This is a genomic window from Streptomyces sp. NPDC031445 (genome assembly GCF_055581365.1).
In genome coordinates this window covers 427,232-450,201 of record NZ_JBVIJO010000006.1, presented here as the reverse complement: position 1 = coordinate 450,201, position 22,970 = coordinate 427,232, and the positions used below count along the sequence as shown (strand labels likewise).

Sequence of the window (22,970 nt, the reverse complement as noted above, 5' to 3'; positions counted from 1 at the left end):
GGTTCATCGTTCGACTTGCATGTGTTAAGCACGCCGCCAGCGTTCGTCCTGAGCCAGGATCAAACTCTCCGTGAATGTTTACCGGTAATCCGGTGCAACACCACGAGAGCGGTGCGAGAGGAGGAATAGTCCCCTCGCACACAGCGTCCTCGCTGTGTTTTTTCAAAGGAACCTCGTCCCGGCAGATGCCGGAGACGGGGTATCAACATATCTGGCGTTGATTTTTGGCACGCTGTTGAGTTCTCAAGGAACGGTCGCTTCCTTTGTACTCACCCTCTCGGGCTTTCCTCCGGGCGCTTCCCTTCGGTGTTTCAAACTCTATCAGGGTTTTTCCGTCTCTCTGACCGCCCCTCTGCGAGCATGCAGAAGGATGATCCAGAGATAGGATCTGAAGAGTTTGGTTGCTGTCGGAGGAGGATGCGGTTGCACGCCTCACTGCCCCCCGGCAGGAGTACGACTGTACACGGGGCCTCGGAGGCCATGCAAATCCGGTGAGCTGGTGGTCTAGACCACTAACTGGTAGCTTCCATCCGGAACCGCCAGTTCACATGACATACGCTGCTGCTCAGTGCGCCGTCCGGGACTGCCAGTGACGGCCCGTGAACAGCTCCACTCCTTGGGAGGCTTCCCATGACCACCGTGACGTCCCCTCTTGCCGGGCGTGCCATCGGACTGGCCGCAGTGCCGGATCCGGTCTTCTCCGGGGCCATGGTCGGCCCGGGCACCGCGATCGACCCCGTGCGTGAGATCTCCGAGGCCGTGGCACCCGTCGACGGCATCATCGTCTCCCTGCATCCGCACGCGTTCGTCGTGGTCGACGAGAGCGGACACGGCGTGCTCACCCACCTCGGCATCGACACGGTCCAGCTCAACGGCGAGGGCTTCGAGCTGCTCGTCAACAAGGGCGACACCGTGACCCGCGGCCAGGCCGTCGTGCGCTGGAACCCCGCCGCGGTCGAGGCCGCCGGCAAGTCGCCGGTGTGCCCGGTCGTCGCGCTGGAAGCGACTGCCGAGTCCCTCTCCGACCTCCGTGAGGACGGGGACGTGAAGGTCGGCGACAGCCTCTTCTCCTGGAACTGACAGCACTGCCGTCTATAAGGCGGCGAACAGGACAACCACCGCGGCGGCGGGACCCGCCGCACTATCCGGAGACGGGTGAGATGGAGACAACGCTGCGAGGCGTCGGCGTGAGCCATGGCGTGGCGATCGGCGAGGTACGGCACATGGGCACGGCGGTTCTGGAGCCTCCGGCCAAGCAGATTTCCGCCGAGGACGCGGAGCGTGAGCAGGGACGTGCCCGTCAGGCCGTGGACGCCGTCGCCGCCGACCTGACGGCGCGTGGCAACCTGGCCGGGGGCGAGGCCCAGGCCGTGCTGGAGGCCCAGGCCATGATGGCTCAGGACCCCGAGCTGATGGCCGACGTGGACCGGCGGATCGCCGTCGGCAGCACCGCCGAGCGTGCGGTGTACGACGCCTTCGCGGCGTACCGGGAGCTGCTGGCCGCCGCGGGTGAGTACCTGGCCGGGCGCGTGGCCGACCTCGACGACGTGCGGAACCGTATCGTCGCCCGGCTGCTGGGCGTGCCGATGCCGGGCGTCCCGGACAGTGACCAGCCTTATGTGCTCGTGGCCCGTGATCTGGCCCCGGCCGACACCGCGCTGCTCGACCCGTCCCTGGTCCTCGGTTTCGTGACCGAGGAGGGCGGTCCGACCAGTCACAGCGCCATCCTGGCGCGGGCACTGGGCGTGCCGGCCGTCGTGGCGCTGCCCGGTGCCGGTGAGCTGGCGGAGGGCACGCTGATCGCCGTCGACGGCAGCACCGGCGACGTCTTCGTGAACCCGAGTGAGGAGAAGAAGGCGGAGCTGGAGGCCGCGGCTGCCGCGCGCAAGGCCGCGCTGGCCGCTTCGACGGGTCCGGGGGTGACCGCGGACGGGCACAAGGTGCCCCTTCTGGCCAACGTGGGCGGCCCGGCGGACGTGCCGGCGGCCGTCGAGGCCGGGGCGGAGGGTGTCGGTCTGTTCCGTACCGAGTTCCTGTTCCTGGACGACAGCAAGAACGCTCCTTCCGAGGAGAAGCAGGTGGAGGCCTACCGGCAGGTGCTGGAGGCGTTCCCCGAGAGCCGAGTCGTCGTGCGGGTGCTCGACGCGGGTGCGGACAAGCCCCTGGACTTCCTGACGCCCGCGGACGAGCCGAACCCGGCGCTCGGCGTGCGGGGGCTGCGGACGCTGCTCGACCACCCCGAGGTCCTGCGCACCCAGCTGACGGCGCTGGCGAAGGCCGCCGAGGGGCTGCCCGTCTACCTCGAGGTCATGGCTCCCATGGTGGCGGACCGCAAGGACGCGAAGGCCTTCGCCGACGCCTGCCGTGAGGCGGGGCTGCGGGCGAAGTTCGGCGCGATGGTCGAGATCCCCTCGGCCGCGCTGCGGGCGCGCTCGATCCTGCAAGAGGTCGAGTTCCTGTCGCTGGGGACGAACGACCTCGCGCAGTACACGTTCGCGGCGGACCGGCAGGTGGGTGCGGTGTCCCGCCTGCAGGACCCGTGGCAGCCGGCGCTGCTCGACCTGGTCGCGCTGTCCGCGGAGGCGGCCACGGCCGAGGGCAAGAGCTGTGGGGTGTGCGGCGAGGCCGCGTCGGATCCCCTGCTGGCCTGTGTGCTGACCGGTCTGGGTGTCACCTCCCTGTCCATGGGAGCGGCGTCGATTCCGTACGTCCGCGCGACGCTGGCGAAGTACACGCTGGCGCAGTGTGAGCGGGCCGCGGCGGCGGCGCGTGCCGCGGACAGTGCCGAGGAGGCGCGCACCGCGGCTCAGGCGGTGCTGTCCGGCGAGTAGCCGTACCGGGCGCCGCCGGGGTGCCCGTTCAGGGGCGTCCTGCCTGCGGGCGGGGCGCCCCTGCCGCGTTCCGGCCGCCGTGTGCGCGCGGGCCTCAGTGGCGGTGGTCCGGGGCGGTGCTCTCCTCTCCGAGCGCGGGCGGCTCGCGGTAGTCGACGCCGGGCTCCGGGGAGATCGGCTCGCCGGATTCGACGTCGGTGCAGTAGGCGTCGAACACCTCGGACGCCGTCAGTGGCTCGAGGGCGCCGCCGCGCAGTCGCCAGCCGTAGACGCGGTCGGCCGTGCCGGCGGCGCTGACGCGGATCACGAGTCCGCCGGGGCTGCGGGTCGCGAGGCCGAGGGCGAGGACGCTGGCGAATTCGAGGGCTTCGGCCTCGTCGAGGCGAGTCGCGCCGTGGGGGTCCTGGTCGCCGTGCAGGACGGAGACGAGGGTGTCCGGGGGTCCGGAGACGGTGCACACGAGGTGCCGGTCGCCGGGTGGGGCGGTGTCGAGGATGCGGACCAGGAGCTCGGAGGCGCGGGTGAAGGCTGCCCTGCCGATGTCCTCGCCGCAGGTGGGGCAGGGGCCGAGGCGGGTGAGGAGGGTGGTGGCGTACTCCCAGGTGGCCTGGCGCACGGCTTCGTCCACGAGGGCGGGCAGGAGGACGGTGAGCGGGCGGCCGTCGTAGGGGATGGTCGGGCCGGTGGCCGCGAGTTCCGCGGTGAAGCGGGTCCGGCTGGCCGGGGCTTCGGGGTCGAGGCCGGTGTCCGCGCAGTACACGGCGTAGTCCTCCGGGTCGAACAGGGCGAGGGTGGTGTGGTTGCCCTGTGCGGCGCGGTCCCGCAGGACGGCCTCCAGTTGCTGGAGGTAGGTGGTGTGGTCGTCGAAGGTGAAGCTGCGGTAGCGCCGCATGGCGCGGAAGTCGTGGTCGTCGGTGAGTACGCCGATGGTGCCGGCGATCTCGCGGCGCAGGACGCGCCGCATGGTCTGGTGGTCGGTGTGCGCCATGAATTCCCCCAATGCGCGGTCGATCAATGCTCACTCACCGTAACCGGCGGCACTGACAATGGCGGTGCCGCCGGTGGTCACGGTCCGGTGGTGAGGTCGTCTGCGCAGGTCACACCGCTCGGGCTGCCCACAGGCCCGGATGCGGAGGGTGATCGTCCGGGGGTCATGCGCGTTTGCGGGCGAGTTCCTCGTAGAAGCCGAGCAGGGCGAGGTCGTCGATGGAGCCGGGGTTCACCGCCTTTTCCAGGGGGGTGCCCTGCAGCAGGCGCTTGACCGGGACCTCGATGCGCTTGCCCGTGAGGGTGTGCGGGACGCCGGGGACCTCGATGATCTCGTCGGGGATGTGCCGCGGGGAGAGCTGCTGGCGGATGGCCTGCTTGATGCGGTCCAGGAGGGCGTCGTCCAGGACGGCGCCCGGTGCGAGGTGCACGAACAGCGGCATCCAGTAGCCGCCGTCGGGCTGCTCGATGCCGATGACCAGGGACTCCTTGATCTCTGGCAGGCGCTCGACGACCTCGTAGATGTCGGCCGAGCCCATGCGGACGCCCTGCCGGTTGAGGGTGGAGTCGGAGCGGCCGTGGATGATCACGGTCCCGCGTGAGGTGACGGTGATCCAGTCGCCGTGCCGCCAGACGCCCGGGTAGGTGTCGAAGTAGCTGTCGTGGTAACGGCTGCCGTCGGGGTCGTTCCAGAAGTGGATCGGCATGGACGGCATGGGACGGGTGACGACCAGCTCGCCGACCTCGTCGATGACGGGCTTCCCGCTCGGGTCCCAGGACTGGAGGTCGGTGCCGAGGCCGGGTGCCTGGAGTTCCCCGGTGTACACCGGGAGGGTGGGCACGGCGCCGGCGAAGCAGGAGCAGACGTCGGTGCCACCGCTGACGGAGGCGATCCACAGGTCCTCGCGAACCTCGTCGTGCAGCCAGCGGAAGCCGTCGGGCGGCAGGGGGGAGCCGGTGGTGGCGACGCACTTCACCGTGGACAGGTCGTAGTCGCGTGCGGGGTGCACGCCGGCCTTGCGGCAGGCCATGACGTAGGCGGCGGAGGTGCCGTACAGGGTGGCTCCGGTGCGTTCGGCGACGCGCCACTGGGCTCCGGTGTCCGGGTAGCCGGGGCTGCCGTCGTACAGGACGACCGTGGTGCCCGTGAGCAGGCCGGAGACGAGGAAGTTCCACATCATCCAGCCGGTCGAGGTGTACCAGAAGAACCGGTCCTCGGGGCCGAGGTCGCAGTGCAGGCCGAGCTGCTTGAGGTGTTCGACCAGGATGCCGCCCTGCGACTGGACGATGGCCTTGGGCAGGCCGGTGGTGCCGGAGGAGTAGAGCACCCACAGCGGGTGGTCGAACGGGACCTGCTCGAAGACCGGCTCGGTGTCCCCGGCGGTCACCGCCGACCACTCCAGGGCCCCCTCGGGGGGTTCGGTGCCGAGCAGGGGGATGTGGACGACGGCGCGCAGGGTGGGCAGCTCGCGGCGGAGTTCGGCGACCACCTCGCGGCGGTCGTGCTCCTTGCCGCCGTAGCGGTAGCCGTCGACGGTGAACAGGACGACGGGTTCGACCTGCTGGAAGCGGTCCAGGACGCTGCGGGCGCCGAAGTCGGGGGCGCACGAGGTCCAGACGGCGCCGGCGGCGGCCGTGGCGAGGAGGGCGACGACGGCCTGGGGGATGTTGGGGAGGTAGCCGCTCACGCGGTCGCCGGGGCGGACGCCGAGGGCGCGGAGTTCGGCGGCGAGGGAGCCGACCTGGCGGCGCAGTTCGGCCCAGCTCACCGGGCGGGGCTCGTGCGTCTCGTCCACGTGCAGCAGGGCGGGTTCGTCAGCGCGGTCGGCGGCGGCGCGCAGGGCGTGTTCGGCGTAGTTGAGGGTGGCCCCTGGGAACCACTGGGCGCCGGGCATGCCGCGGTCTCCGAGCACGCGCGCGTAGGGCGTGGAGAACCGTACGTCGAACCACTCGGTGACGGCCTTCCAGAAGGTGTCCAGCTGCTCGACGGACCACCGGTGCAGGGCCGGGTACCCGCCCTCGGCCGGGGCGCCGTGGTGTTCGGCGGCCCATGCCTGGAACCGGGTGATGCGGGCTTGGGCGATCCGCTGGGGATCGGGCTGCCAGAGCGGCTGGGGGTTCGCGGTCGACATGGGTGCGGCTCCCGGGCTGTGCGCGTCGTGTGCGTCGGTCCGCGCACGGGCTGGGGTGTGCGCGTGACGCGGCTGACAGGGACGATGCCATGTGATCGACTTCTGCACCAGGGTGCGCTCCACACAGTCCATGTCATGAAGATGTGGTCCGGGCACGGGTGAACGGCAGTTGAACGACACGCGCGCGTGGGGCGCTCAGTGGCAGGGTGAGCAGCATGGACGGTCGTGACCTGGTGCGTTCGGTGAGTGTGGTCGGTTCGGGCAAGGCGGCGCAGGGGTTGCGTACCGTACGGGCCGCGTGGCGCAGGAGGCGTATCGACGCCGCCGGGCTGCCGCGGCGGGGGCCCGAGCGGGCCCGGGTGCCGGGCGAGGTGCGGGACGCGAAGCCGGGTCCCGGCGGTGGGCTGATCCGGTTCGGCCGCTCGGAGCTGCGGATCGTCGTGGCGGTGAACGGGGCGGTCTTCTGGGGGTGGGACGGGGCTGGTCCGCAGCCGTCGTACGCGCTCGCGGGCAGCGGTCCCGAGCCGGATCCGCGGGCGGTGCTGGAGCCGGACAAGGACGGTGGCTGGCGCGTGGTGGCCGAGCGGGCGACCGTCGTGGTCTCGCGGCACGGCGCGGTGGAGGTGTGCACGCCCGGCGGGGTGAGGCTGCGGCGGGATCTGCCGCCGCGCTGGTGGGAGCCGGTCGGCGGGGGTGCGGCGCGGTGGGTGCAGCGGTCGGAGGTGGCCGCGGACGCCCGGATCTTCGGCCTGGGGGGGCGCGCGGACGGGCCGCGGCTGCGCGACGGCAGGTACCGGCTGTGGAACACCGATCCCGGCCGGGCGTTCGGGCCCGGTGACGATCCGCTGTATCTGACGATGCCGGTGCAGCTGGTGGTGGCGGATGCCGGTACTCATCTGGTGTTCCACGACACCACCTGGGACGGGACGGTGGTCCTGCGGGAGGGTGAGGAGGGTGCCGGGTCCGGGCACGACCGGGCGGGGCACTGCGAAGTGCGGATGGACGGCGGCCCGTTGCGCTGCTGGGTGATGGTGGGGAACCCCGCGCGCGTGCTGCACACCTGGGCCTCGCTGACCGGGGCACCCGCCCTGCCGCCCGCCTGGGCACTGGGCCACCAGCACGCGCGGTGGGGCTTCGGCAGTGAGCAGGAGGTGCGCCGGATCGTCGCGGGCTATCACGAGCACGGGCTGCCGCTGGACGCCGTGCACCTGGACATCGACCACTATGACGACCATCAGGTGTTCACGGTCGACCAGGAGCGCTTCCCCAAGCTGCCGGTGCTGGCGGAGGAGCTGCGCCGGGACGGGATCCGGCTGGTGTCGATCGTCGATCCGGCGGTGCGGGCGGAGCCGGGCAGCGCCGTGTTCGAGAGCGGCGCGGCGGCGGACGCGTTCGTGCGGGACGCGCACGGCCGGACGGTGCGGGGTGTCGCGTGGGCCGGCGAGTCGGTCTTCCCTGATTTCACGGACGCACGCGCGCGTGCGTGGTGGGGCGGTCTGTACGAGGAGCGGCTGGAGCAGGGCTTCTCCGGCTTCTGGCACGGCATGAACGAGCCGACGTCGTTCAGCGCCTTCGGCGAGCCGACGCTGCCGCGTTCGGCCCGGCACGCCCTGGAGGGGCGTGGCGGCGACCACCGGGAAGGGCACAACGTGTACGCGTTGTGCATGGCGCAGGCCGCCTACGAGGGGTTGCGCGCGCTGGCGCCGAAGGAGCGGCCCTTCCTGTTCTCCCGCTCGGGCTGGGCGGGGTTGCAGCGGTACGGGGGCACGTGGTCGGGGGACGTGGCGACCGGCTGGCCGGGGCTGCGGGCGTCGCTGTCGCTGGTGCTGGGCCTGGGGCTGTGCGGGGTGCCGTACTCGGGTCCGGATGTGGGCGGTTTCGACGGCAGTCCGTCGCCGGAGCTGTATCTGCGCTGGTTCCAGCTGGGCGCGTATCTGCCGCTGTTCCGCACCCACGCGGGTCTGCGGGCGGGGCGCCGGGAGCCCTGGGAGTTCGGTGCCGAGGTACTGGAGCACGCGCGCGTGGCGCTGCTCGAACGGCGGCGGTTGCTGCCGTACTTCATGACGCTGGCGCACCTGGCCCGGCGGACCGGCGCGCCCTATGTGCGGCCGGTGTGGTGGGGGGCGCCGGAGGACCGGGCGCTGCGCGACTGCGAGGACACGTTTCTGCTGGGCGACGCCCTCCTGGTGGCCCCCGTCCTGGATCCCGGTGTCCGCCGGCGTGCGGTGCGGCTGCCGCGGGGCCGCTGGTACGACACGGTGACGGAGGAGGTCCATGAGGGCCCGGGGCGGGTCGTGGTGGACGCGCCGCTGTCCCGGATACCGGTGCTCGCGCGCGCGGGAGCGGTGGTGCCCGTGCGGGGCGCCGACGGGGGGCTGGAGCTGGAGGTGTGGGCGCCCGCGCGCGGACGCACCGGGGCCGGCCTGGTCGTGGCGGACCCGGGCGACGGGTGGGACGAACCGGAGGCCGAACGCTACGTCGCCCGCAGGCACGGCGGGCGGGTGGTGGTCACCCGGGACCGGGAGGACGGCGTGGCGGAGCCGCCCTACCCGGTGCGCGTGCGCGGGCTCGGCTGAACCGCGGGCTCAGACGTAGCGGCCCTCGAACCATGCCTTGACGGCCACGGTGTGCAGCGGGAAGGCGAGTTCCTCGGGCCTGCGCAGCAGCGACCAGCCCTCGGTCTCGTCGGTGGGGCCGGAGGGCGGCAGTCCGTCGGCAGGACGTTCCGGCAGCACGCCGAACAGCAGCAGGTGCCCGTCGGGTGCACTCATGACGTCCACGAGCCGCACGTCACGGGCGGCCGCTTCGATGCCGGTCTCTTCCTTGAGTTCCCGTACGACGGCCTGCTTCCAGTCCTCGCGGTCGTCGATGTACCCGCCGGGCAGGGCGATTCCTCCGCGCGCGGGGGCGACGGTCCGGGTGATGACGACCAGGGCGGTGCCCTTGGTGTCGTACACCGGCTGGAGGGCGATCGCGACCGGCAGCGGATTGCGGTAGGCGACGGTACCGCAGGCCGGGCAGGTGCGCGGCCATCCGGAAACGCCCTCTCCATAGGGCGCTCCGCAGCTCGAACAGTGGGAATCGGGCGCGGAGTTGGCAGTTGGTTGCTGAGTTTCGGACACGCGCGGACTGTATCCGATCAGGGGAGGGGCGTGTTCCGCTAGTGAGGCATCAGGAACGAGCGGAACCGTAAGGGGCGGCCGGAATCACCCCCGTCGGTCCCGGCCGCCCCTCGTGTACCACGACGCCGTGCGCCGCCGTTCGGTTCACCGAATCGCCCTGTCTGTTTCCGGTGGCCCGTGGCGCCCTTCCGGCGACCCGTCAGGCATGCCCCGGCAGGAGGTCCCGTGCCGCGCACACGCGAGCCCCCGGTCGCCGGCTGGTTCACCGGCGAGGGCGACGACTTCCGGCTCCTTCGCGCACCCGCTGTACGGCCTGCGCCCGCGTCGAGGGCGTGACCGCCCCGGGCGGCCGGATATCGGTGCAGACCAGCGGCGGACTCGCCGGACACCGTCCACTCTCCGTGTTCACTCCGGAATCCTGTGTGAACGTCTCATGAACTGCGCCTGGGCGTACGGGGGCAGCGCCATCATGCTCCCGTGCATCCCTGGACGGATACTCTCCGCTTCGCCTTCCAGCCGGTGGTCAACCTGAGGACGGGCGCGGTCGCCGCACTGGAGATACTCGCCCGCCCGGAGACCGGTGACGTCCTGGCCGAGGCCCGCCGGGATCCCGTGCTGGACGGCAGGCTGACCGTGTCGGCGCTCCGGGCAGCGGCCCGCAAGGAAACCCTGCTGCCGTTGCACCTGAACGTGTTCGCGGGCACGCTCGCCGACCTCGGCGGCCTGACACCGCTGTACGACGCCGTGCGCGCGGCGGGGCGCAGGGCCTGGGAGGTGACGCTCGACATCGTCCCGCCGTACACGCATGTGCCGCAGCGGGCGCTGCTGGAGGCGGTGGCCTCCCTGCGCGCGCAGGGGTTCCGGATCAGCGCGGACGGCATCGGGGACGGGGACGTTCCGCTCAGGCTGCTCACCGACCTCTCCCCCGACCTGGTCAAACTCGACGCCTCGCTGCTCACCCGGCCGGCCGCGGTGCGGGCGATGCGGACGCTGTGCGAGGAGCTGGGCGCCCTGGTCGCGGTGGAGGGAGTGGAGACGGAACGGCAGTGCGCGGCGGCGCTGTCGGCCGGTGCGCAACTGGCCCAGGGCGAGCTGTTCGCTCCCCCCGCCCGCGTTCCCGCGGCGGACGTGTACGTTCCGTCCCTGGCACCCGGCGCCGGGACCGTCCCCCGCTCCGGGCCCTCCGTGCGGGAGTTCGTACGGCCGGCCGCCGTGCTGCCGCTGACCGCCTCGGCCGGACAGGTGCGGGCACTGCTGACCGGTTCCCCGGACGTCTCCGGCGTACTGCTGGTGGACCAGTACGGCAGGCCCGTCCGGTCGGTGCACCGGTCGCGTTTCCTGTTGTCGATGTCGGGACGCTACGGGCACGCCCTGTACGCCGACCGGCCGGCCTTCAAACTGGGCGACGCCCCCCGCACGGTCGGCGTCGACGCGACGGCCTGGCAGGTGCTGGACGTGGTGGCGGTCGGCGGCCGGGACCGGACCTCCGACGACGTGGCGGTGGTCGACGGACACGGCCGGTGCGTCGGCGTCGTACGGCTGGCGGATCTGGTGCGGGCGCTGGCCGAGAGCCGGGTGGAGGAGGCGGCCGGGCTCAACCCGCTGACCCGGCTGCCCGGTTCGGACGCGATCGCGAGCGAGGTGGACCGGCGGATCTCCGACGGGCGGGCGTTCACGCTCAGCTGGCTGGACATCGATCACTTCAAGCAGGTCAACGACGGTGCCGGATTCGCCGCGGGAGACGAACTGATCCGCGCGGTGGGCCGCGCGCTCCAGCAGGCGGTCGCGGAGCACGCGCGCGTGGGGCACATCGGCGGGGACGACTTCCTGGTGCTGGCGGACGAGCAGGCGCTCGGTCCGCTGGTCACCGCCGTGCTGGACGTTCCCTGGGCGGCGGGCGGCCGGCCGGTCACGCTCTCCCTGGCGACGGTCGTCTGCGGCCCGGGCAGCGTGAGCGACCATCACCAGGCCGCCGCCCAGCTGGCCCCGCTGAAGAAGGCCGCCAAGGCGCTGAACGGCGGGAGCTGGGTGCTCGGGCGCGCCGGGCTGCCCGGTCACGAGATCCGGCGCGGCGGCCCGGGCGCGGCCCCGTCGGGTGCCGGCTACGCGACCGCCGAGCCACAGTGGTGAACGGCCCTCGCGCACACGTCCGTTGCGGCACGGGCGCTCCGCCGAGGCCGGCGCAGCGCCCGTGTCACCGTCGTCGCCGACAGCCTTGACGCCTCCGGGGCACCGGTGAACACTTCCCGGTGTCAGCCGACATCGCCGTACATTCTCGGCGTTACCAGGCACCGCGGCACGGGTCTGTCCTGCTCACGGCCCGGCGTTCGAGGGCGGTCCGGCTGCGACGGCACGCTCGTCACCGACGCCGGGCGGGGCGCGGGGCCCTCCCTGCCTTTCGGCTGAAGTCGCCAAGGGAACCGTCCTGCCCGCCGGGCAGGGGGCCGATCGCCCCCCGCCGGCGCCAAGGGAGCCGCCATGAGCAACGGAGACATATTCCTCGGCGAGGTCATCGGCACCGCGATCCTGATCCTGTTCGGCGCGGGCGTCTGCGCCGCCGTCACCCTCAGGTACTCCAAGGCGCGCGCCTCGGGCTGGATCGTGATCGCGTTCGGCTGGGGCTTCGGCGTCCTCGCGGGCGCGTACACCGCCGCTCCCCTCTCCGGCGGTCAGCTCAACCCCGCGGTCACCCTCGGCATCGCGGTGGGCACCGGCGAGTGGGGCAGGGTCTGGGTGTACCTGCTCGGGCAGTTCGTCGGCGCGATGCTCGGCGCCGTCCTGGCCTACCTCGCCTACCTCGCCCAGTTCCAGGCCAACGTGCGAACCGAAGGCACCACGGACGAACCCGTCCCGACCCTCGGCATCTTCTCCACCGTCCCGGAGATCAGGAACCCGGTCGCCAACCTCGTCACCGAGATCATCGCGACCGTCGCGCTCGTCCTGCCGGTCCTCGCCTTCGGGCTCACCAGGGGACTCGGCGAGTCCGGCACCACCGTACTCATCGTCTCCCTGCTGGTCGTGGGCATCGGCCTCTCCCTCGGCGGTCCCACCGGCTATGCCATCAACCCGGCCCGCGACCTCGGGCCGCGCATCGTGCACACCTTCCTGCCGATCCCCCACAAGGGCGGATCCGACTGGGGATACGCCTGGATCCCGGTCGTCGGGCCGCTGATCGGCGGGGCACTGGCCGGCCTCGTCTACAACCTGGCCTTCTGAACCCCCCGCTCCCGCCATCCACGATCCGGATCCGCACGCGTCCTCCCGCCCAGCGATCCCGACCCAGCGACCCAGCGACCCAGCGACCCAGGGGCAGTCATGACGGACACCGCCGGCACGTACGTCGCCGCCATCGACCAGGGCACCACGTCCAGCCGCTGCATCGTCTTCGACCACAGCGGCGCGATCGTCGCCGTCGACCAGCGCGAGCACCGGCAGATCTTTCCCCGGCCCGGCTGGGTGGAGCACGACGCCACCGAGATCTGGTCCAAGGTGCAGGCCGTGGTGGCCGGGGCGCTGGCCCGCGCGGGGCTGCGCGCCGACCAGCTGAGCGCCCTCGGCATCACCAACCAGCGGGAGACCACGGTCCTGTGGGATCGCACCACGGGCAAGCCCGTGCACAACGCGATCGTCTGGCAGGACACCCGTACCGCGGCCCTGTGCGGCGAACTGGGCGGAGCGGACGGCCAGGACCGCTTCCGCGAGACGACCGGGCTGCCGCTGGCCAGCTACTTCTCCGGGCCCAAGGCGGCCTGGCTGCTGGACCACGTGCCCGGTCTGAGGCAGCGGGCGGAGCGTGGAGAGATCGCGTTCGGCACCATCGACTCCTGGCTGATCTGGAACCTCACCGGTGGCACCGACGGCGGCCGGCACGTCACCGACGTCACCAACGCCGGCCGCACCATGCTGATGAACCTGGACACCCTCCAGTGGGACCCCTCCGTCCTGTCCGCGATGAACGTGCCCGAGGCCGTACTGCCCGAGATCAGGTCCTCCGCCGAGGTGTACGGGACCGCCGTCGGGCTGCTGTCCGGGGTGCCCGTCGCCTCCGCGCTGGGCGACCAGCAGGCCGCCGTGTTCGGTCAGGCCTGCTACGACGTCGGCACGGCGAAGAACACCTACGGCACCGGCAGCTTCCTGCTGCTGAACACCGGCAACCGGCCGGTGCCGTCGAAGAACGGGCTGCTGACGACGGTGGGCTACAGAATCGGCGGGGAGGCGCCGGTGTACTGCCTGGAAGGGTCCATAGCGATAACGGGCGCGCTGGTCCAATGGTTCCGCGACCAGCTCGGGATCATCCGTACCGCCGACGAGATCGAGACACTGGCGGCGAGCGTCGACGACAACGGCGGCGCCTACATCGTGCCGGCCTTCTCCGGCCTGTTCGCGCCCTACTGGCGCTCCGACGCGCGCGGCGTCGTCACCGGCCTCACCCGGTACGTCACCAAGGCCCACCTCGCGCGCGCCGTGCTGGAGGCGACGAGCTGGCAGACCCGGGAGGTCGTGGACGCGATGTACCAGGACTCCGGGGTGCGGATCAGCACGCTGAAGGTCGACGGCGGCATGACCCGGAACAACCTGCTCATGCAGCATCAGGCCGACGTCCTCGGCGTGCCGGTGATCCGGCCCCGTGTGTCGGAGACGACGTGCCTGGGCGCCGCCTACGCGGCCGGACTGGCCACGGGCGTGTGGAACGGCCTGGACGAGCTGAGGTCGCACTGGCGCAAGGACGCGGAGTGGACGCCCGGCATGCGGGCGCCGGACCGCGACCGCGAGTACCGGAACTGGCGCAGGGCGGTGGAGAAGAGCTTCGGCTGGCTGGAGGAGGACGGGGACTAGCGGCGGCCAGGAAGCCGGGAAGTCGCCGCACGCGCGCGTGGGCGCTCCGCACAGGACCACGGCCCGTACCCCGGTCGGCGAGGGTACGGGCCGTGCCGGCGGTCAGCGCACGACGGCCCCGCGCAGGTCGGCCGCGTACTCCATCGCGTGCTGGACGAGTCCGACGAGCACCTCCTTGACCGACTCCCGGTCACGGGCGTCGCACAGCAGCAGAGGCACGTCGTCGTCCAGGTCGAGGGCCTGACGGACGGATTCCGCGGGGTGGCGGGCCGCTCCCTCGAAGCAGTTGACGCCGACGAGGAAGGGAATGGAGCGCCGCTCGAAGTAGTCGACGGCGGCGAAGCAGTCCTCCAGGCGGCGCGTGTCGGCCAGGACCACGGCGCCGAGCGCGCCCTCGGCCAACTCGTCCCACATGAACCAGAACCGCTCCTGCCCGGGCGTGCCGAAGAGGTAGAGCACCAGGTCCTCGCGCAGGGTGATGCGGCCGAAGTCCATGGCCACCGTGGTGGTGCGCTTGCCCTCCACACCGCTGGTGTCGTCGACGGGACGCCCGGCCTCGGTGAGCAGTTCCTCGGTGCGCAGCGGCCTGATCTCGCTGACCGCGCCGACGAGGGTCGTCTTGCCCACGCCGAAGCCGCCGGCCACGAGGATCTTGAGGGTGACGGGCTCGACCGGAGCCTTGCCACGCTCAGAACGCCCGAAGATCATCGATCTCTTCTCCTGCTTGACGGGGGTCGGAGGACGGCCGGCCGTAGCCGCCGCCCCCGGGGGTTTCGATGACGAGTACGTCGCCCGGGCCGACGTCGGCCGAGCCGCTCGCGCCGAGGTCGGTGACCGTGCCGTCGGCGTGCTCCACCCGGTTGGCGCCGAGCGCTCCGGGGCCGCCGCCCGCCATGCCGTACGGCGGCACGCGGCGGTGCTGGGAGAGCGTGGAGACGGTCATCGGTTCGAGGAAGCGGATCCGGCGCACGGCTCCGTCGCCGCCTCGCCACCGTCCCGCGCCGCCGCTGCCCCGCCGGACGGCGAACTCCTCCAGCCGGACCGGTAGCCGCCATTCCAGGACTTCGGGGTCCGTGAGCCGGGAGTTGGTCATGTGGGTCTGGACCACGTCGGCGCCCGGGAAGCCGTCGCCGGCGCCGGATCCGGAGGCGACGGTTTCGTAGTACTGGTGCCGTTCGTTGCCGAAGGTGACGTTGTTCATCGTGCCGGAGCCCTCGGCCTGGACGCCGAGCGCGGCGTAGAGGGCGCCGGTGATGGCCTGGGAGGTCTCCACGTTTCCCGCGACCACGGCGGCGGGCGGCTCCGGGGCGAGCATCGAACCCGGGGGCACGATGATGTCCAGCGGACGCAGACAGCCCTCGTTGAGCGGGATGTCATCGGCGACGAGCGAGCGGAAGACGTACAGCACGGCGGCGCTGACCACCGCGAAGGGTGCGTTGAAGTTGGTGGTGAGCTGCGCGGAGGTGCCGGTGAAGTCGATGGCCGCCCGGCGCTCGGTGCGGTCGACGCGGACGCGGACCCGGATGACGGCCCCGGAGTCGGTCTCGTAGGCGTACTCGCCGTCGTCCAGGGCGTCGATGACCCGGCGGACGGCCTCCTCGGCGTTGTCCTGGACGTGCCGCATGTAGGCCTGGACGACGTCGAGGCCGAACTCCCCGATCATGCGGCGCACCTCGTCGACGCCCTTCTGGTTGGCGGCGATCTGGGCGCGCAGGTCGGCGAGGTTGGTGCGTGGGTTGCGGGACGGGTACGGCGCCTCGGTGAGAAGGCGGCGGGTCTCCTCCTCCCGGAAGCGGCCGTCCTCGGTGAGGAGCCAGTTGTCGAAGAGGACGCCCTCCTCCTCGGTGGTGCGGCTGTGGGCCGGCATGGAGCCCGGGGCGATGCCGCCGATCTCGGCGTGGTGACCGCGTGAGGCGACGTGGAAGAGGACCCGCGGCTCACCGGGCGTGTCCGCGGCCACGTCGGTGTCGAAGACGGGGGTGATCACGGTGACGTCGGGCAGGTGCGTGCCGCCGTGGTAAGGGTCGTTGACGGCGTAGGTGTCGCCCGGCCGCATGGCGGAGCCGCGCCGGCGGATGACCTCTTTGACGCTGGTGCCCATGGACCCCAGGTGGACGGGGATGTGGGGGGCGTTGGCCACCAGGTTCCCGTCCGGGTCGAACAGCGCGCAGGAGAAGTCCAGCCGTTCCTTGATGTTGACGGACTGGGCCGTGGACTCCAGCCGCGCGCCCATCTGCTCGGCGATCGACATGAAGAGGTTGTTGAAGACCTCGAGCAGAACCGGATCGGATTCCGTGTCCGCTTCGGAACTCTGCGTGACCGCCGTGCGTTCCATGAGCAGATGCCCGTCCTCGGTCGCGGCGGCCCGCCAGCCGTCGTCGACGACGGTCGTGGCGCCGGCCTCGGTGATGACCGCCGGGCCGGTGACGGTCTCGCCGGGAGGAAGGGCCTCCCGGCGGTGCAGGGGTACGTCGCGCCAGGCGCCGCCGGTGTGGAGACGGACGGTACCGGGCGTCCGGGCACGGCCCTCGTACGGGGCGAGGGCGGAGAGGTCGGGGGGTGCGGTGATGCCGGTGGCTTCGACGGAGAGGGCTTCCACGACGACCGGGCGGTCGAGGGTGAAGGAGTACGTGGCGCGATGACGTTCCTCGAAGGCGTGGCGCATGGCGTCGGGCCCGGCCAGTTCGACGGTGAGGGCGGTGTCGGTGCCGTCGTAGCGGAGCTGGGCGCGGCGGGTGACCCGGATGCGGTCCTCCGGGACCTCCTCGGCGACGAGTTCGGCCCGTGCGGCGGCCTCCAGGTCGTCGGCCGTCTTGTGGATGCCGGGCATGGAGGCGGCTTCCAGGGGTGCTTCCACGGAGTGCTCGCGCATGGCCGTGGTGTCGGCGAGGCCGATGCCGAGCGCGGAGAGCAGACCGGCCATGGGGGGCACGAGGACGGTGCGGATGCCGAGCGAGTCGGCGACCCGGCACGCGTGCTGGCCGCCCGCCCCGCCGAAGGTGGTCAGGGCGTAGCGGGTGACGTCGTGGCCCTTCTGGACGGAGATCCGCTTCACGGCGTTGGCGATGTTGGCCACGGCGATCCGCAGGTAGCCCTCGGCCACCTGCTCCGGGGTGCGGTCGTCACCGGTGCGCTCGTGGATCTCGCGCGCGAGGGCGGTGAACCGGTCGCGGACGAGCGCGGCGTCCAGCGGCTGGTCACCACCGGGACCGAACACACTCGGGAAGTGGGCGGGCTGGATGCGGCCGAGCATGACGTTGGCGTCGGTGACGGTGAGCGGGCCGCCCGCGCGGTAGCAGGCGGGACCGGGGGCGGCGCCGGCCGAGTCGGGGCCCACCCGGTAGCGGGAGCCGTCGAAGTGGAGGACGGAGCCGCCGCCGGCGGCGACGGTGTGGATGTCCAGCATGGGCGCCCGCAGCCGGACACCCGCGATCTGGGTGGTGAAGACCCGCTCGTAGGCACCGGCGAAGTGCGAGACGTCGGTGGAGGTGCCGCCCATGTCGAAGCCGATGACGCGGTCGAAGCCGGCGCGCTGCGACATGCGGGCCATGCCGACGATGCCACCTGCCGGTCCGGAGAGGACGGCGTCCTTGCCGCGGAACTGCCCGGCCTCCGTCAGCCCGCCGTTGGACTGCATGAACATCAGCCGTACGCCGCGCAGTTCGTCGGCGATGTGCCGCACGTAGCGGCGGAGCACGGGCGAGAGGTACGCGTCCACGACGGTGGTGTCCCCGCGCGGGACGAGCTTCATCAGCGGGCTGACCTCGCTGGACAGCGAGATCTGCGGGAAACCGACGCGGGCGGCGAGTTCGCCGACGGCGCGTTCGTGGGCGGGGTGGAGGTGGCTGTGCAGGCAGACGACGGCGACCGCGCGGATGCCGTCGTCGTACGCCTCCCGGAGCGGACCCTCCAGGGCGTCCAGGTCGGGCGCGCGCAGGACGGTGCCGTCGGCGGCGATGCGTTCGTCCACCTCCACGACCCGTTCGTGGAGCAGCTCGGGCAGCTCGATGCGGCGGGCGAAGATGCGGGGGCGGTTCTGGTAGGCGATGCGCAGGGCGTCGCGGAAGCCGCGGGTGACGACGAGGAGGGTGCGCTCCCCCTTGCGTTCCAGCAGGGCGTTGGTGGCGACCGTGGTGCCCATGCGGACGGCTTCGACGGGCTCCTGGGAGCCGTCCAGGAGTTCGCGTACGCCGGCGACGGCCGCGTCGGAGTACCGTGCCGGGTTGTCGGACAGCAGTTTGTGCGTGAGCAGCCGCCCGTCCGGGCGGCGCGCGACGATGTCGGTGAAGGTGCCGCCTCGGTCGACCCAGAACTGCCAGCCAGTCACGTCACCACCCCGCTTCCGCGCCGGTCACAGCGCCCGGAGGCCGTTGATCACGTCGCGCAGGATACTCTCGTCCGGCAGCTCGGCCGGGGGCACCGGGCGGGTGACGTGGACGAGTTTGGCGTGCACCAGGTCGCCGATGAGGACGCGGACGACGCCGATGGGCAGGTCGAGTTCCGCGGCCAGTTCGGCGACCGACTGGGGCACGTCCCGGCAGAGCCCGACGATCTCCACGTGTTCGGGGGACAGTGTCGGGTCCGATTCCGGGTCGCCCGTGTCCGGCTCCGTGACGACCACCGCGATCAGGTCGAGGCGGTGCTGGCCCTCGCTCGTGGTGCGGCCACGCGTCATGGCGTACGGACGGACGACCGGCCCCGCCTCGTCGTCGAACCAGTGGTTTCTTGCCTGACCGTCTGCGCTCATGTCATCTCACTACCCGCCTGCGGGCAGATCGGTGCGCGGGGCGGTGCCCAGATGGACGCCGACCCGCTTGACCAGGAGCGTCATCTCGTAGGCGACCTGCCCGACGTCGGAGTCGGCGTCCGAGAGGACGGCGAGGCAGCTGCCGTCCCCGGCGGCGGTGACGAAGAGGAAGGCGTCGTCCAGCTCGACCACCGTCTGCCGGACACTGCCCGCCTCGAAATGCCGGCCGACGCCCTTGGCGAGGCTGTGGAAGCCGGACGCCACGGCGGCCAGATGCTCGCTGTCCTCCCTGGTCAGGTCCTTGGACACCCCCGTGGGCAGCCCGTCGCCGGACAGGATGACGGCCTTGCGGATGCTGGCGACCCGGTCGACCAGATCATCCAGGAGCCAGTTCAGCTCCCCCTTGTCCGTCGCCGTGTGGCCGGTCGCCTTCGGTGCGGTCATCGACCGTCCCCCTTAGTCGTTCCTTGTGCTGTGCCGTTCCGGGCCTCGTCGCCCGCGGCGTTCTCCTCGCGGCCGCGCTGCCAGCCGCGCTGGAGCGAGGCCATCCGGCTGCGGACCTCTTCGGCATCGCGGTCGGCGGGATCCGTAGCGCGCTCGGCGCGCGGGCCGGCGCCGTGCTTGAGCTGGGGCGCCAGGCTCGCCTGGCGTACGCGCCGGGGCAGCGGCCCGGAGCCCGGCTCCGGCGCCGGGTCACCGGCGGGTGCGGCGGCACGGGAGCGGGGCGGGGCCGTGTCCTCCGGGCCGCCGGTGCCGGACGGGGTCTCGGTCCGGGTGCGCCTGGGCAGCGCCGGAGTCCCGGAGGCCGCTGCGGCGCTTTCGGCCGGCGTCGTGGTGCCGTCCTCGGCGTGGTCGGTGCGTCCGGCGGGACGCCGGGAGGACGTGCGGCGGCGGGTGGGCAGCGGAGCCGGCCCGTCCATGTCGGAGCGGCGTGTGACGGCCGAGGGCCCGGGATCCGGTTCGCCGCGGCGGGGCCGCTGGTCGGTGACGGGCTTGCCGTGCGAGCTGACGAGCTTGGGTGTCTGCCGCCGGGGCAGCGGTACGGCCCCGTGCTCACGGGTCCCGTCGTGCGGCGGGTGGTCGGCCGGCGGGATGGCTGCCTGCTCCTCGTCGCCAGGGCGGATCCTGCGGGGGCGGAACAGACCGCCGCGCTCGCTGTCCTCGTCCGGGAGGGCGCCGGGGAAGTCGTCCAGCGCGTCGAGATCGACGGGCGCCTCCAGCTCGACCGGGCCGTCCAGCAGGGAGGTCGGCAGGCCGGGCAGTTGCAGCGGGGCCGGGGAAAGCCCGGCACCGCGGCCCAGTGCCTGTTCGGCGCCCTTCGCCGGACGGTCCCGGTCGAGCCGGAAGCCGACACCGTTGGTGTCCGGGATGTCGTCGGTGAGCAGGGCGTCGGGGATGAACACCACGGCGGTGGTGCCGCCGTACGGCGACGGCTGGAGGGAGACCCGGACGTTCTGGCGCTGGGCGAGGCGGCTGACCACGAACAGGCCGAGCCGGTCGGTGTCGGAGAGTTCGAATTCGGGTGTCTCGGCGAGACGCAGATTGGCGTCCAGGAGCGCCTCGGCCGTCATACCGAGACCCCGGTCGTGGATCTCCAGGGTGAAACCGTTGGCGACCCGGTCGCCGAGGACCTGGACGGCGGTGTGCGGGGGCGAGAAGACGGTGGCGTTCTCCAGGAGTTCGGCCACGAGGTGGGTGAGGTCGGCGACGGCGGGCCCGGTGACGGCCACCCGCGGCAGGCGCCGGACCTCGATGCGCTCGTAGTCCTCGACCTCGGCGACGGCGGCGCGGACCACGTCCATCAGCTGTACGGGCCGGCGCCACTGCCGCGAGGGCGCGGCCCCGGAGAGGATCACGAGGCCCTCGGCGTGCCGGCGCATACGGGTGGTGAGGTGGTCCAGGCGGAACAGGTCGGCGAGTTCCTCGGTGTCCTCGGTCCGGCGCTCCATGCTGTCGAGCAGCGTGAGCTGCTTGTGCAGCAGCACCTGGCTGCGCCGGGCGAGGTTGACGAAGACCTCGGAGACACCGGCCCGCAGCTCGGCCTGTTTGACGGCGGCCTCGACCGCCGCGCGCTGCAAGGTGTTGAGGGCCTGCCCGACCTCGCCGATCTCGTTCTTGTCGTACTCCAGGCGCGGGACCTCGGTCTCGACGTCGACCTGTTCGCCCGCCGACAGCCGGCGCATCACACTGGGCAGCCGGACACCGGACGCCTCGTGCGCCTCCAGGCGCAGCTGGCGCAGGTCGCGGATGAGGGCACGGCCGACCCGGATGGAGAGCACGACGGAGAGCAGGAGCGCGACCAGGCCGAGGGCGCCGGCGACTGCCGCCTGCACGATGACGCCGACGGCCACGGGGCGCGTACGGTCCTGGAAGCGGTCGCCCACCTGGTCGTCCAGGGTGCCGAGTTCGTGCAGGACGGTCGCCGCGGAGGAGTCCCAGCTCTTCGCGGTGACATCGCCGGGGGTGCCGGAGTCCGAGGCGATGACGGTCCGTTCGGCCTCCCGCAGCGGGGCGGTGGTGGCGTTCTTCCAGAACCGTTCGTAGCGGTCGCGCTCCGCGGCGGGCAGCAGGGGGAGGCTGATGTCGTACAGGAGGGTGCGCTGGGCGACGAGGTCGGAGATGTGACGGGTCTCGTCGCGGGTGAGCCGGCCGACGACGAGGGAGGAGCCGAGCAGGGCGTCCTCACGGGAGAGCAGCTCGCGGGCGCGGGTGACGTTCACCAGGGCGCGGGCCCGCTTGTCGAGTTCGACGTCGTCCAGGCCGTCGAGGGACGCGAGAAGCGTGTAGCAGGGGTCCACGAGACGGTTGTAGAGGTCGAACGCCTGGGCGCGGGTGAGGGTGCCCCCCTCGACGCCGCGGCGCAGGGGGCCGATACCGCCCAGGGCGTCCAGGACGGCGGTGAGGTGTTCGCTGTCGTCCGCGTCCAGGCCGGCCCGGATGTCGTGGTCCTCGGCGTTCCGGCGGATGGTGGCGATCACCCGGTCGGTGGCGGCGCGGGTGCGGCGCAGTGCCGAAAGGGCCTCGGAGGCGCGCGGGTCGGCGAGGTAGACGAGGGTCTGGCGGCGCTCCTGCTGCAGGACGCGAACGGTGTCCTCGGTGGGGTAGCCGATGTCCTCGACGGTGTCGGTCACGCGGAACAGCTGGGTGGCCTCGCGCCCCGTGAGCACCGTGGCGAAACCCCAGATGGCGGTCAGGGACACCAGCGGCACGAGAAGCAGCGCCACGATCTTCCGGCGGATCGACTTCCCGCGAAAGCGCATGGCCTCCCCCAGCTCGACCCCCGCCGGCCGGGGGTGCTCATGTCCGTCAGCAAACGGCGCGAGCCTACTACCTGCCTCACAGTTAACTCGAAGACATGTCCGGAGGGCGAACTTCCGCACTGGGCGCCGGACATGGCGAGTTGTCCGGGCATGTGGGGAGATCGCCACCGCGATCCGGACACCCACGCGGTGCCTGTGACCGGCGCGCGGCCGGTCGGTTGGCCGGAATTTTTCGCCAGTGGGGAATCTTCCGGGGATCTCGTGCGTCCTTACCCACGGGAGAGGGGGGCGGAATGGGCCACAGGAGCCGCATCCCGCACTCCGGCGGCGTAAAACAGCGCAAGCCGGGCAGCCACTGGGGAGTCGGGGTCTTCGGATGCCGGGGCGAACGGTTGGCCGGCGGTGGGGAGTGACACGGTGATGGGCACGGCTGAGCGGCGCGGGGCGCCCGGGGAGAGCGTGGCGGAGCACCCGCAGGCGCGGTGGCACGGGCAGGCTCCGGGCCGGGACATATCAGGGACGGATCGCGCCGGGGAGCCCGGTGGTGACGAACCGCGGCAGAACTACCACCCGTTGTGGATCGAGGAGCCCGCGCGCCGGCATCCGTTGCCCGATCCGGTGCGTACGGCGGCGGTGCGGGCGGTCCTCGTCATCGCGGTGACGCTGATCCAGGCGATGGTGGCGTTCCTGTGCACGCTGGCCGGGTCCTGGCTGGCGTTCCCCATGGTGATCAGCGGGGTGGCCAGCACGGTGGTGGCCACCTGGGCCGTGGTCGACGTGTGGGTCACCCGCCAGGTGTGGAACCAGCGGTACGGCGTGGTCTCCGAGCCGAGCAGCACGGCCAGGGCCCTGCGCCGGGAGCGGCGAGCCCGCCGGCGCCAGGAGCGGGTCAGCGTGCGGGAGCAGGACCGGATACGCCGGACCGGCGGCGCGGGGCGGCTGTCGCATCCCTGACGCCTGACGGACGGCACTGCGACCGCCGGCGGTCGCGTTCAGCGAAGTCCCGGGTGCCGCGAGCCTGGTCGCCGCGCGTCCGGTGACCCGGTGACGCGACG

15 protein-coding genes and 1 rRNA gene are annotated in these 22,970 nt (G+C 72.3%); 7 read left to right on the top strand and 9 right to left on the bottom strand.

Annotated features, from left to right (window positions below):
• Positions 1-75 (bottom strand): 16S ribosomal RNA (locus ACZ5DC_RS19375); the annotation flags it as partial.
• Between the two features lie 555 nt (positions 76-630).
• Here ACZ5DC_RS19375 and ACZ5DC_RS19370 point away from each other — a divergent pair.
• On the top strand, positions 631-1,080 hold the full coding sequence (locus tag ACZ5DC_RS19370; RefSeq protein ID WP_171158315.1) for a PTS sugar transporter subunit IIA: 450 nt from the start codon (positions 631-633) through the stop codon (positions 1,078-1,080).
• A gap of 80 nt (positions 1,081-1,160) precedes the next feature.
• Positions 1,161-2,831, top strand: coding sequence for a phosphoenolpyruvate--protein phosphotransferase (gene ptsP, locus ACZ5DC_RS19365; RefSeq protein ID WP_468654172.1), 1,671 nt, complete (start codon positions 1,161-1,163; stop codon positions 2,829-2,831).
• Positions 2,832-2,925: 94 nt separating this feature from the next.
• Here ptsP and ACZ5DC_RS19360 read toward each other — a convergent pair whose 3' ends face one another.
• Positions 2,926-3,819: a hypothetical protein gene (locus tag ACZ5DC_RS19360; RefSeq protein WP_366754584.1), complete on the bottom strand. Its 894-nt coding sequence runs from the start codon at positions 3,817-3,819 to the stop codon at positions 2,926-2,928.
• Between the two features lie 163 nt (positions 3,820-3,982).
• Entirely contained in the window at positions 3,983-5,950 is a 1,968-nt protein-coding gene (locus ACZ5DC_RS19355; protein WP_468654170.1) for an acetoacetate--CoA ligase, read from the bottom strand.
• Between the two features lie 215 nt (positions 5,951-6,165).
• Here ACZ5DC_RS19355 and ACZ5DC_RS19350 point away from each other — a divergent pair, with 215 nt between their 5' ends.
• Positions 6,166-8,526, top strand: coding sequence for a glycoside hydrolase family 31 protein (locus tag ACZ5DC_RS19350; protein ID WP_468654168.1), 2,361 nt, complete (start codon positions 6,166-6,168; stop codon positions 8,524-8,526).
• A 9-nt stretch (positions 8,527-8,535) separates the two neighbouring features.
• Here the strand turns inward: ACZ5DC_RS19350 and ACZ5DC_RS19345 are convergent, their stop codons facing one another.
• The gene (locus ACZ5DC_RS19345) at positions 8,536-9,072 is read right to left on the bottom strand and encodes an NUDIX domain-containing protein (RefSeq protein WP_468654166.1); all 537 of its coding nucleotides are present in this window, start codon (positions 9,070-9,072) and stop codon (positions 8,536-8,538) included.
• Between the two features lie 477 nt (positions 9,073-9,549).
• On the opposite strand from ACZ5DC_RS19345, the gene ACZ5DC_RS19340 reads away from it, so the two are divergent.
• The 3 genes from ACZ5DC_RS19340 (at position 9,550) to glpK (ending at position 13,908) form a co-directional block, all read left to right on the top strand.
• Positions 9,550-11,202, top strand: a complete 1,653-nt coding sequence (locus ACZ5DC_RS19340) for an EAL domain-containing protein (RefSeq protein WP_468654164.1) — start codon at positions 9,550-9,552, stop codon at positions 11,200-11,202.
• Positions 11,203-11,550: 348 nt separating this feature from the next.
• A complete protein-coding gene (locus ACZ5DC_RS19335) occupies positions 11,551-12,288 on the top strand; it encodes an MIP/aquaporin family protein (protein ID WP_468654162.1) in 738 nt (245 codons plus the stop codon).
• A gap of 99 nt (positions 12,289-12,387) precedes the next feature.
• Entirely contained in the window at positions 12,388-13,908 is a 1,521-nt protein-coding gene (gene glpK / locus ACZ5DC_RS19330) for a glycerol kinase GlpK (protein WP_468654160.1), read from the top strand.
• Between the two features lie 102 nt (positions 13,909-14,010).
• On the opposite strand, the gene ACZ5DC_RS19325 is transcribed toward glpK, so the two are convergent.
• From ACZ5DC_RS19325 to ACZ5DC_RS19305, 5 genes are read right to left on the bottom strand one after another with little or no spacing between them, the layout of a single operon-like run.
• The gene (locus tag ACZ5DC_RS19325) at positions 14,011-14,616 is read right to left on the bottom strand and encodes a GTP-binding protein (protein WP_468654158.1); all 606 of its coding nucleotides are present in this window, start codon (positions 14,614-14,616) and stop codon (positions 14,011-14,013) included.
• Entirely contained in the window at positions 14,597-18,235 is a 3,639-nt protein-coding gene (locus ACZ5DC_RS19320) for a hydantoinase B/oxoprolinase family protein (protein WP_468654156.1), read from the bottom strand. The genes ACZ5DC_RS19325 and ACZ5DC_RS19320 overlap by 20 nt, the downstream gene beginning before the upstream one ends.
• A 24-nt stretch (positions 18,236-18,259) precedes the next feature.
• Positions 18,260-18,655 (bottom strand): DUF742 domain-containing protein, encoded by a 396-nt coding sequence (locus ACZ5DC_RS19315; protein ID WP_468654154.1) that lies wholly within the window; start codon positions 18,653-18,655, stop codon positions 18,260-18,262.
• Positions 18,656-18,664: 9 nt separating this feature from the next.
• Positions 18,665-19,099: a roadblock/LC7 domain-containing protein gene (locus ACZ5DC_RS19310; RefSeq protein ID WP_030644885.1), complete on the bottom strand. Its 435-nt coding sequence runs from the start codon at positions 19,097-19,099 to the stop codon at positions 18,665-18,667.
• Entirely contained in the window at positions 19,096-21,915 is a 2,820-nt protein-coding gene (locus ACZ5DC_RS19305; protein WP_468654152.1) for a sensor histidine kinase, read from the bottom strand. Before ACZ5DC_RS19305 ends, ACZ5DC_RS19310 begins: the two co-directional genes overlap by 4 nt.
• Before the next feature lie 420 nt (positions 21,916-22,335).
• Here ACZ5DC_RS19305 and ACZ5DC_RS19300 point away from each other — a divergent pair, with 420 nt between their 5' ends.
• Positions 22,336-22,869 (top strand): hypothetical protein, encoded by a 534-nt coding sequence (locus tag ACZ5DC_RS19300; protein WP_468654150.1) that lies wholly within the window; start codon positions 22,336-22,338, stop codon positions 22,867-22,869.
• Positions 22,870-22,970 lie beyond the last annotated feature (101 nt).

Coding starts and splice junctions, on each gene's coding strand:
- ACZ5DC_RS19370 (WP_171158315.1), top strand. CDS start 631: ATGACCACCGTGACGTCCCCTCTTGCCGGGCGTGCCATCGGACTGGCC.
- ptsP (WP_468654172.1), top strand. CDS start 1,161: ATGGAGACAACGCTGCGAGGCGTCGGCGTGAGCCATGGCGTGGCGATC.
- ACZ5DC_RS19360 (WP_366754584.1), bottom strand. CDS start 3,819: ATGGCGCACACCGACCACCAGACCATGCGGCGCGTCCTGCGCCGCGAG.
- ACZ5DC_RS19355 (WP_468654170.1), bottom strand. CDS start 5,950: ATGTCGACCGCGAACCCCCAGCCGCTCTGGCAGCCCGATCCCCAGCGG.
- ACZ5DC_RS19350 (WP_468654168.1), top strand. CDS start 6,166: ATGGACGGTCGTGACCTGGTGCGTTCGGTGAGTGTGGTCGGTTCGGGC.
- ACZ5DC_RS19335 (WP_468654162.1), top strand. CDS start 11,551: ATGAGCAACGGAGACATATTCCTCGGCGAGGTCATCGGCACCGCGATC.
- glpK (WP_468654160.1), top strand. CDS start 12,388: ATGACGGACACCGCCGGCACGTACGTCGCCGCCATCGACCAGGGCACC.
- ACZ5DC_RS19325 (WP_468654158.1), bottom strand. CDS start 14,616: ATGATCTTCGGGCGTTCTGAGCGTGGCAAGGCTCCGGTCGAGCCCGTC.
- ACZ5DC_RS19315 (WP_468654154.1), bottom strand. CDS start 18,655: ATGAGCGCAGACGGTCAGGCAAGAAACCACTGGTTCGACGACGAGGCG.
- ACZ5DC_RS19310 (WP_030644885.1), bottom strand. CDS start 19,099: ATGACCGCACCGAAGGCGACCGGCCACACGGCGACGGACAAGGGGGAG.
- ACZ5DC_RS19305 (WP_468654152.1), bottom strand. CDS start 21,915: ATGCGCTTTCGCGGGAAGTCGATCCGCCGGAAGATCGTGGCGCTGCTT.
- ACZ5DC_RS19300 (WP_468654150.1), top strand. CDS start 22,336: ATGGGCACGGCTGAGCGGCGCGGGGCGCCCGGGGAGAGCGTGGCGGAG.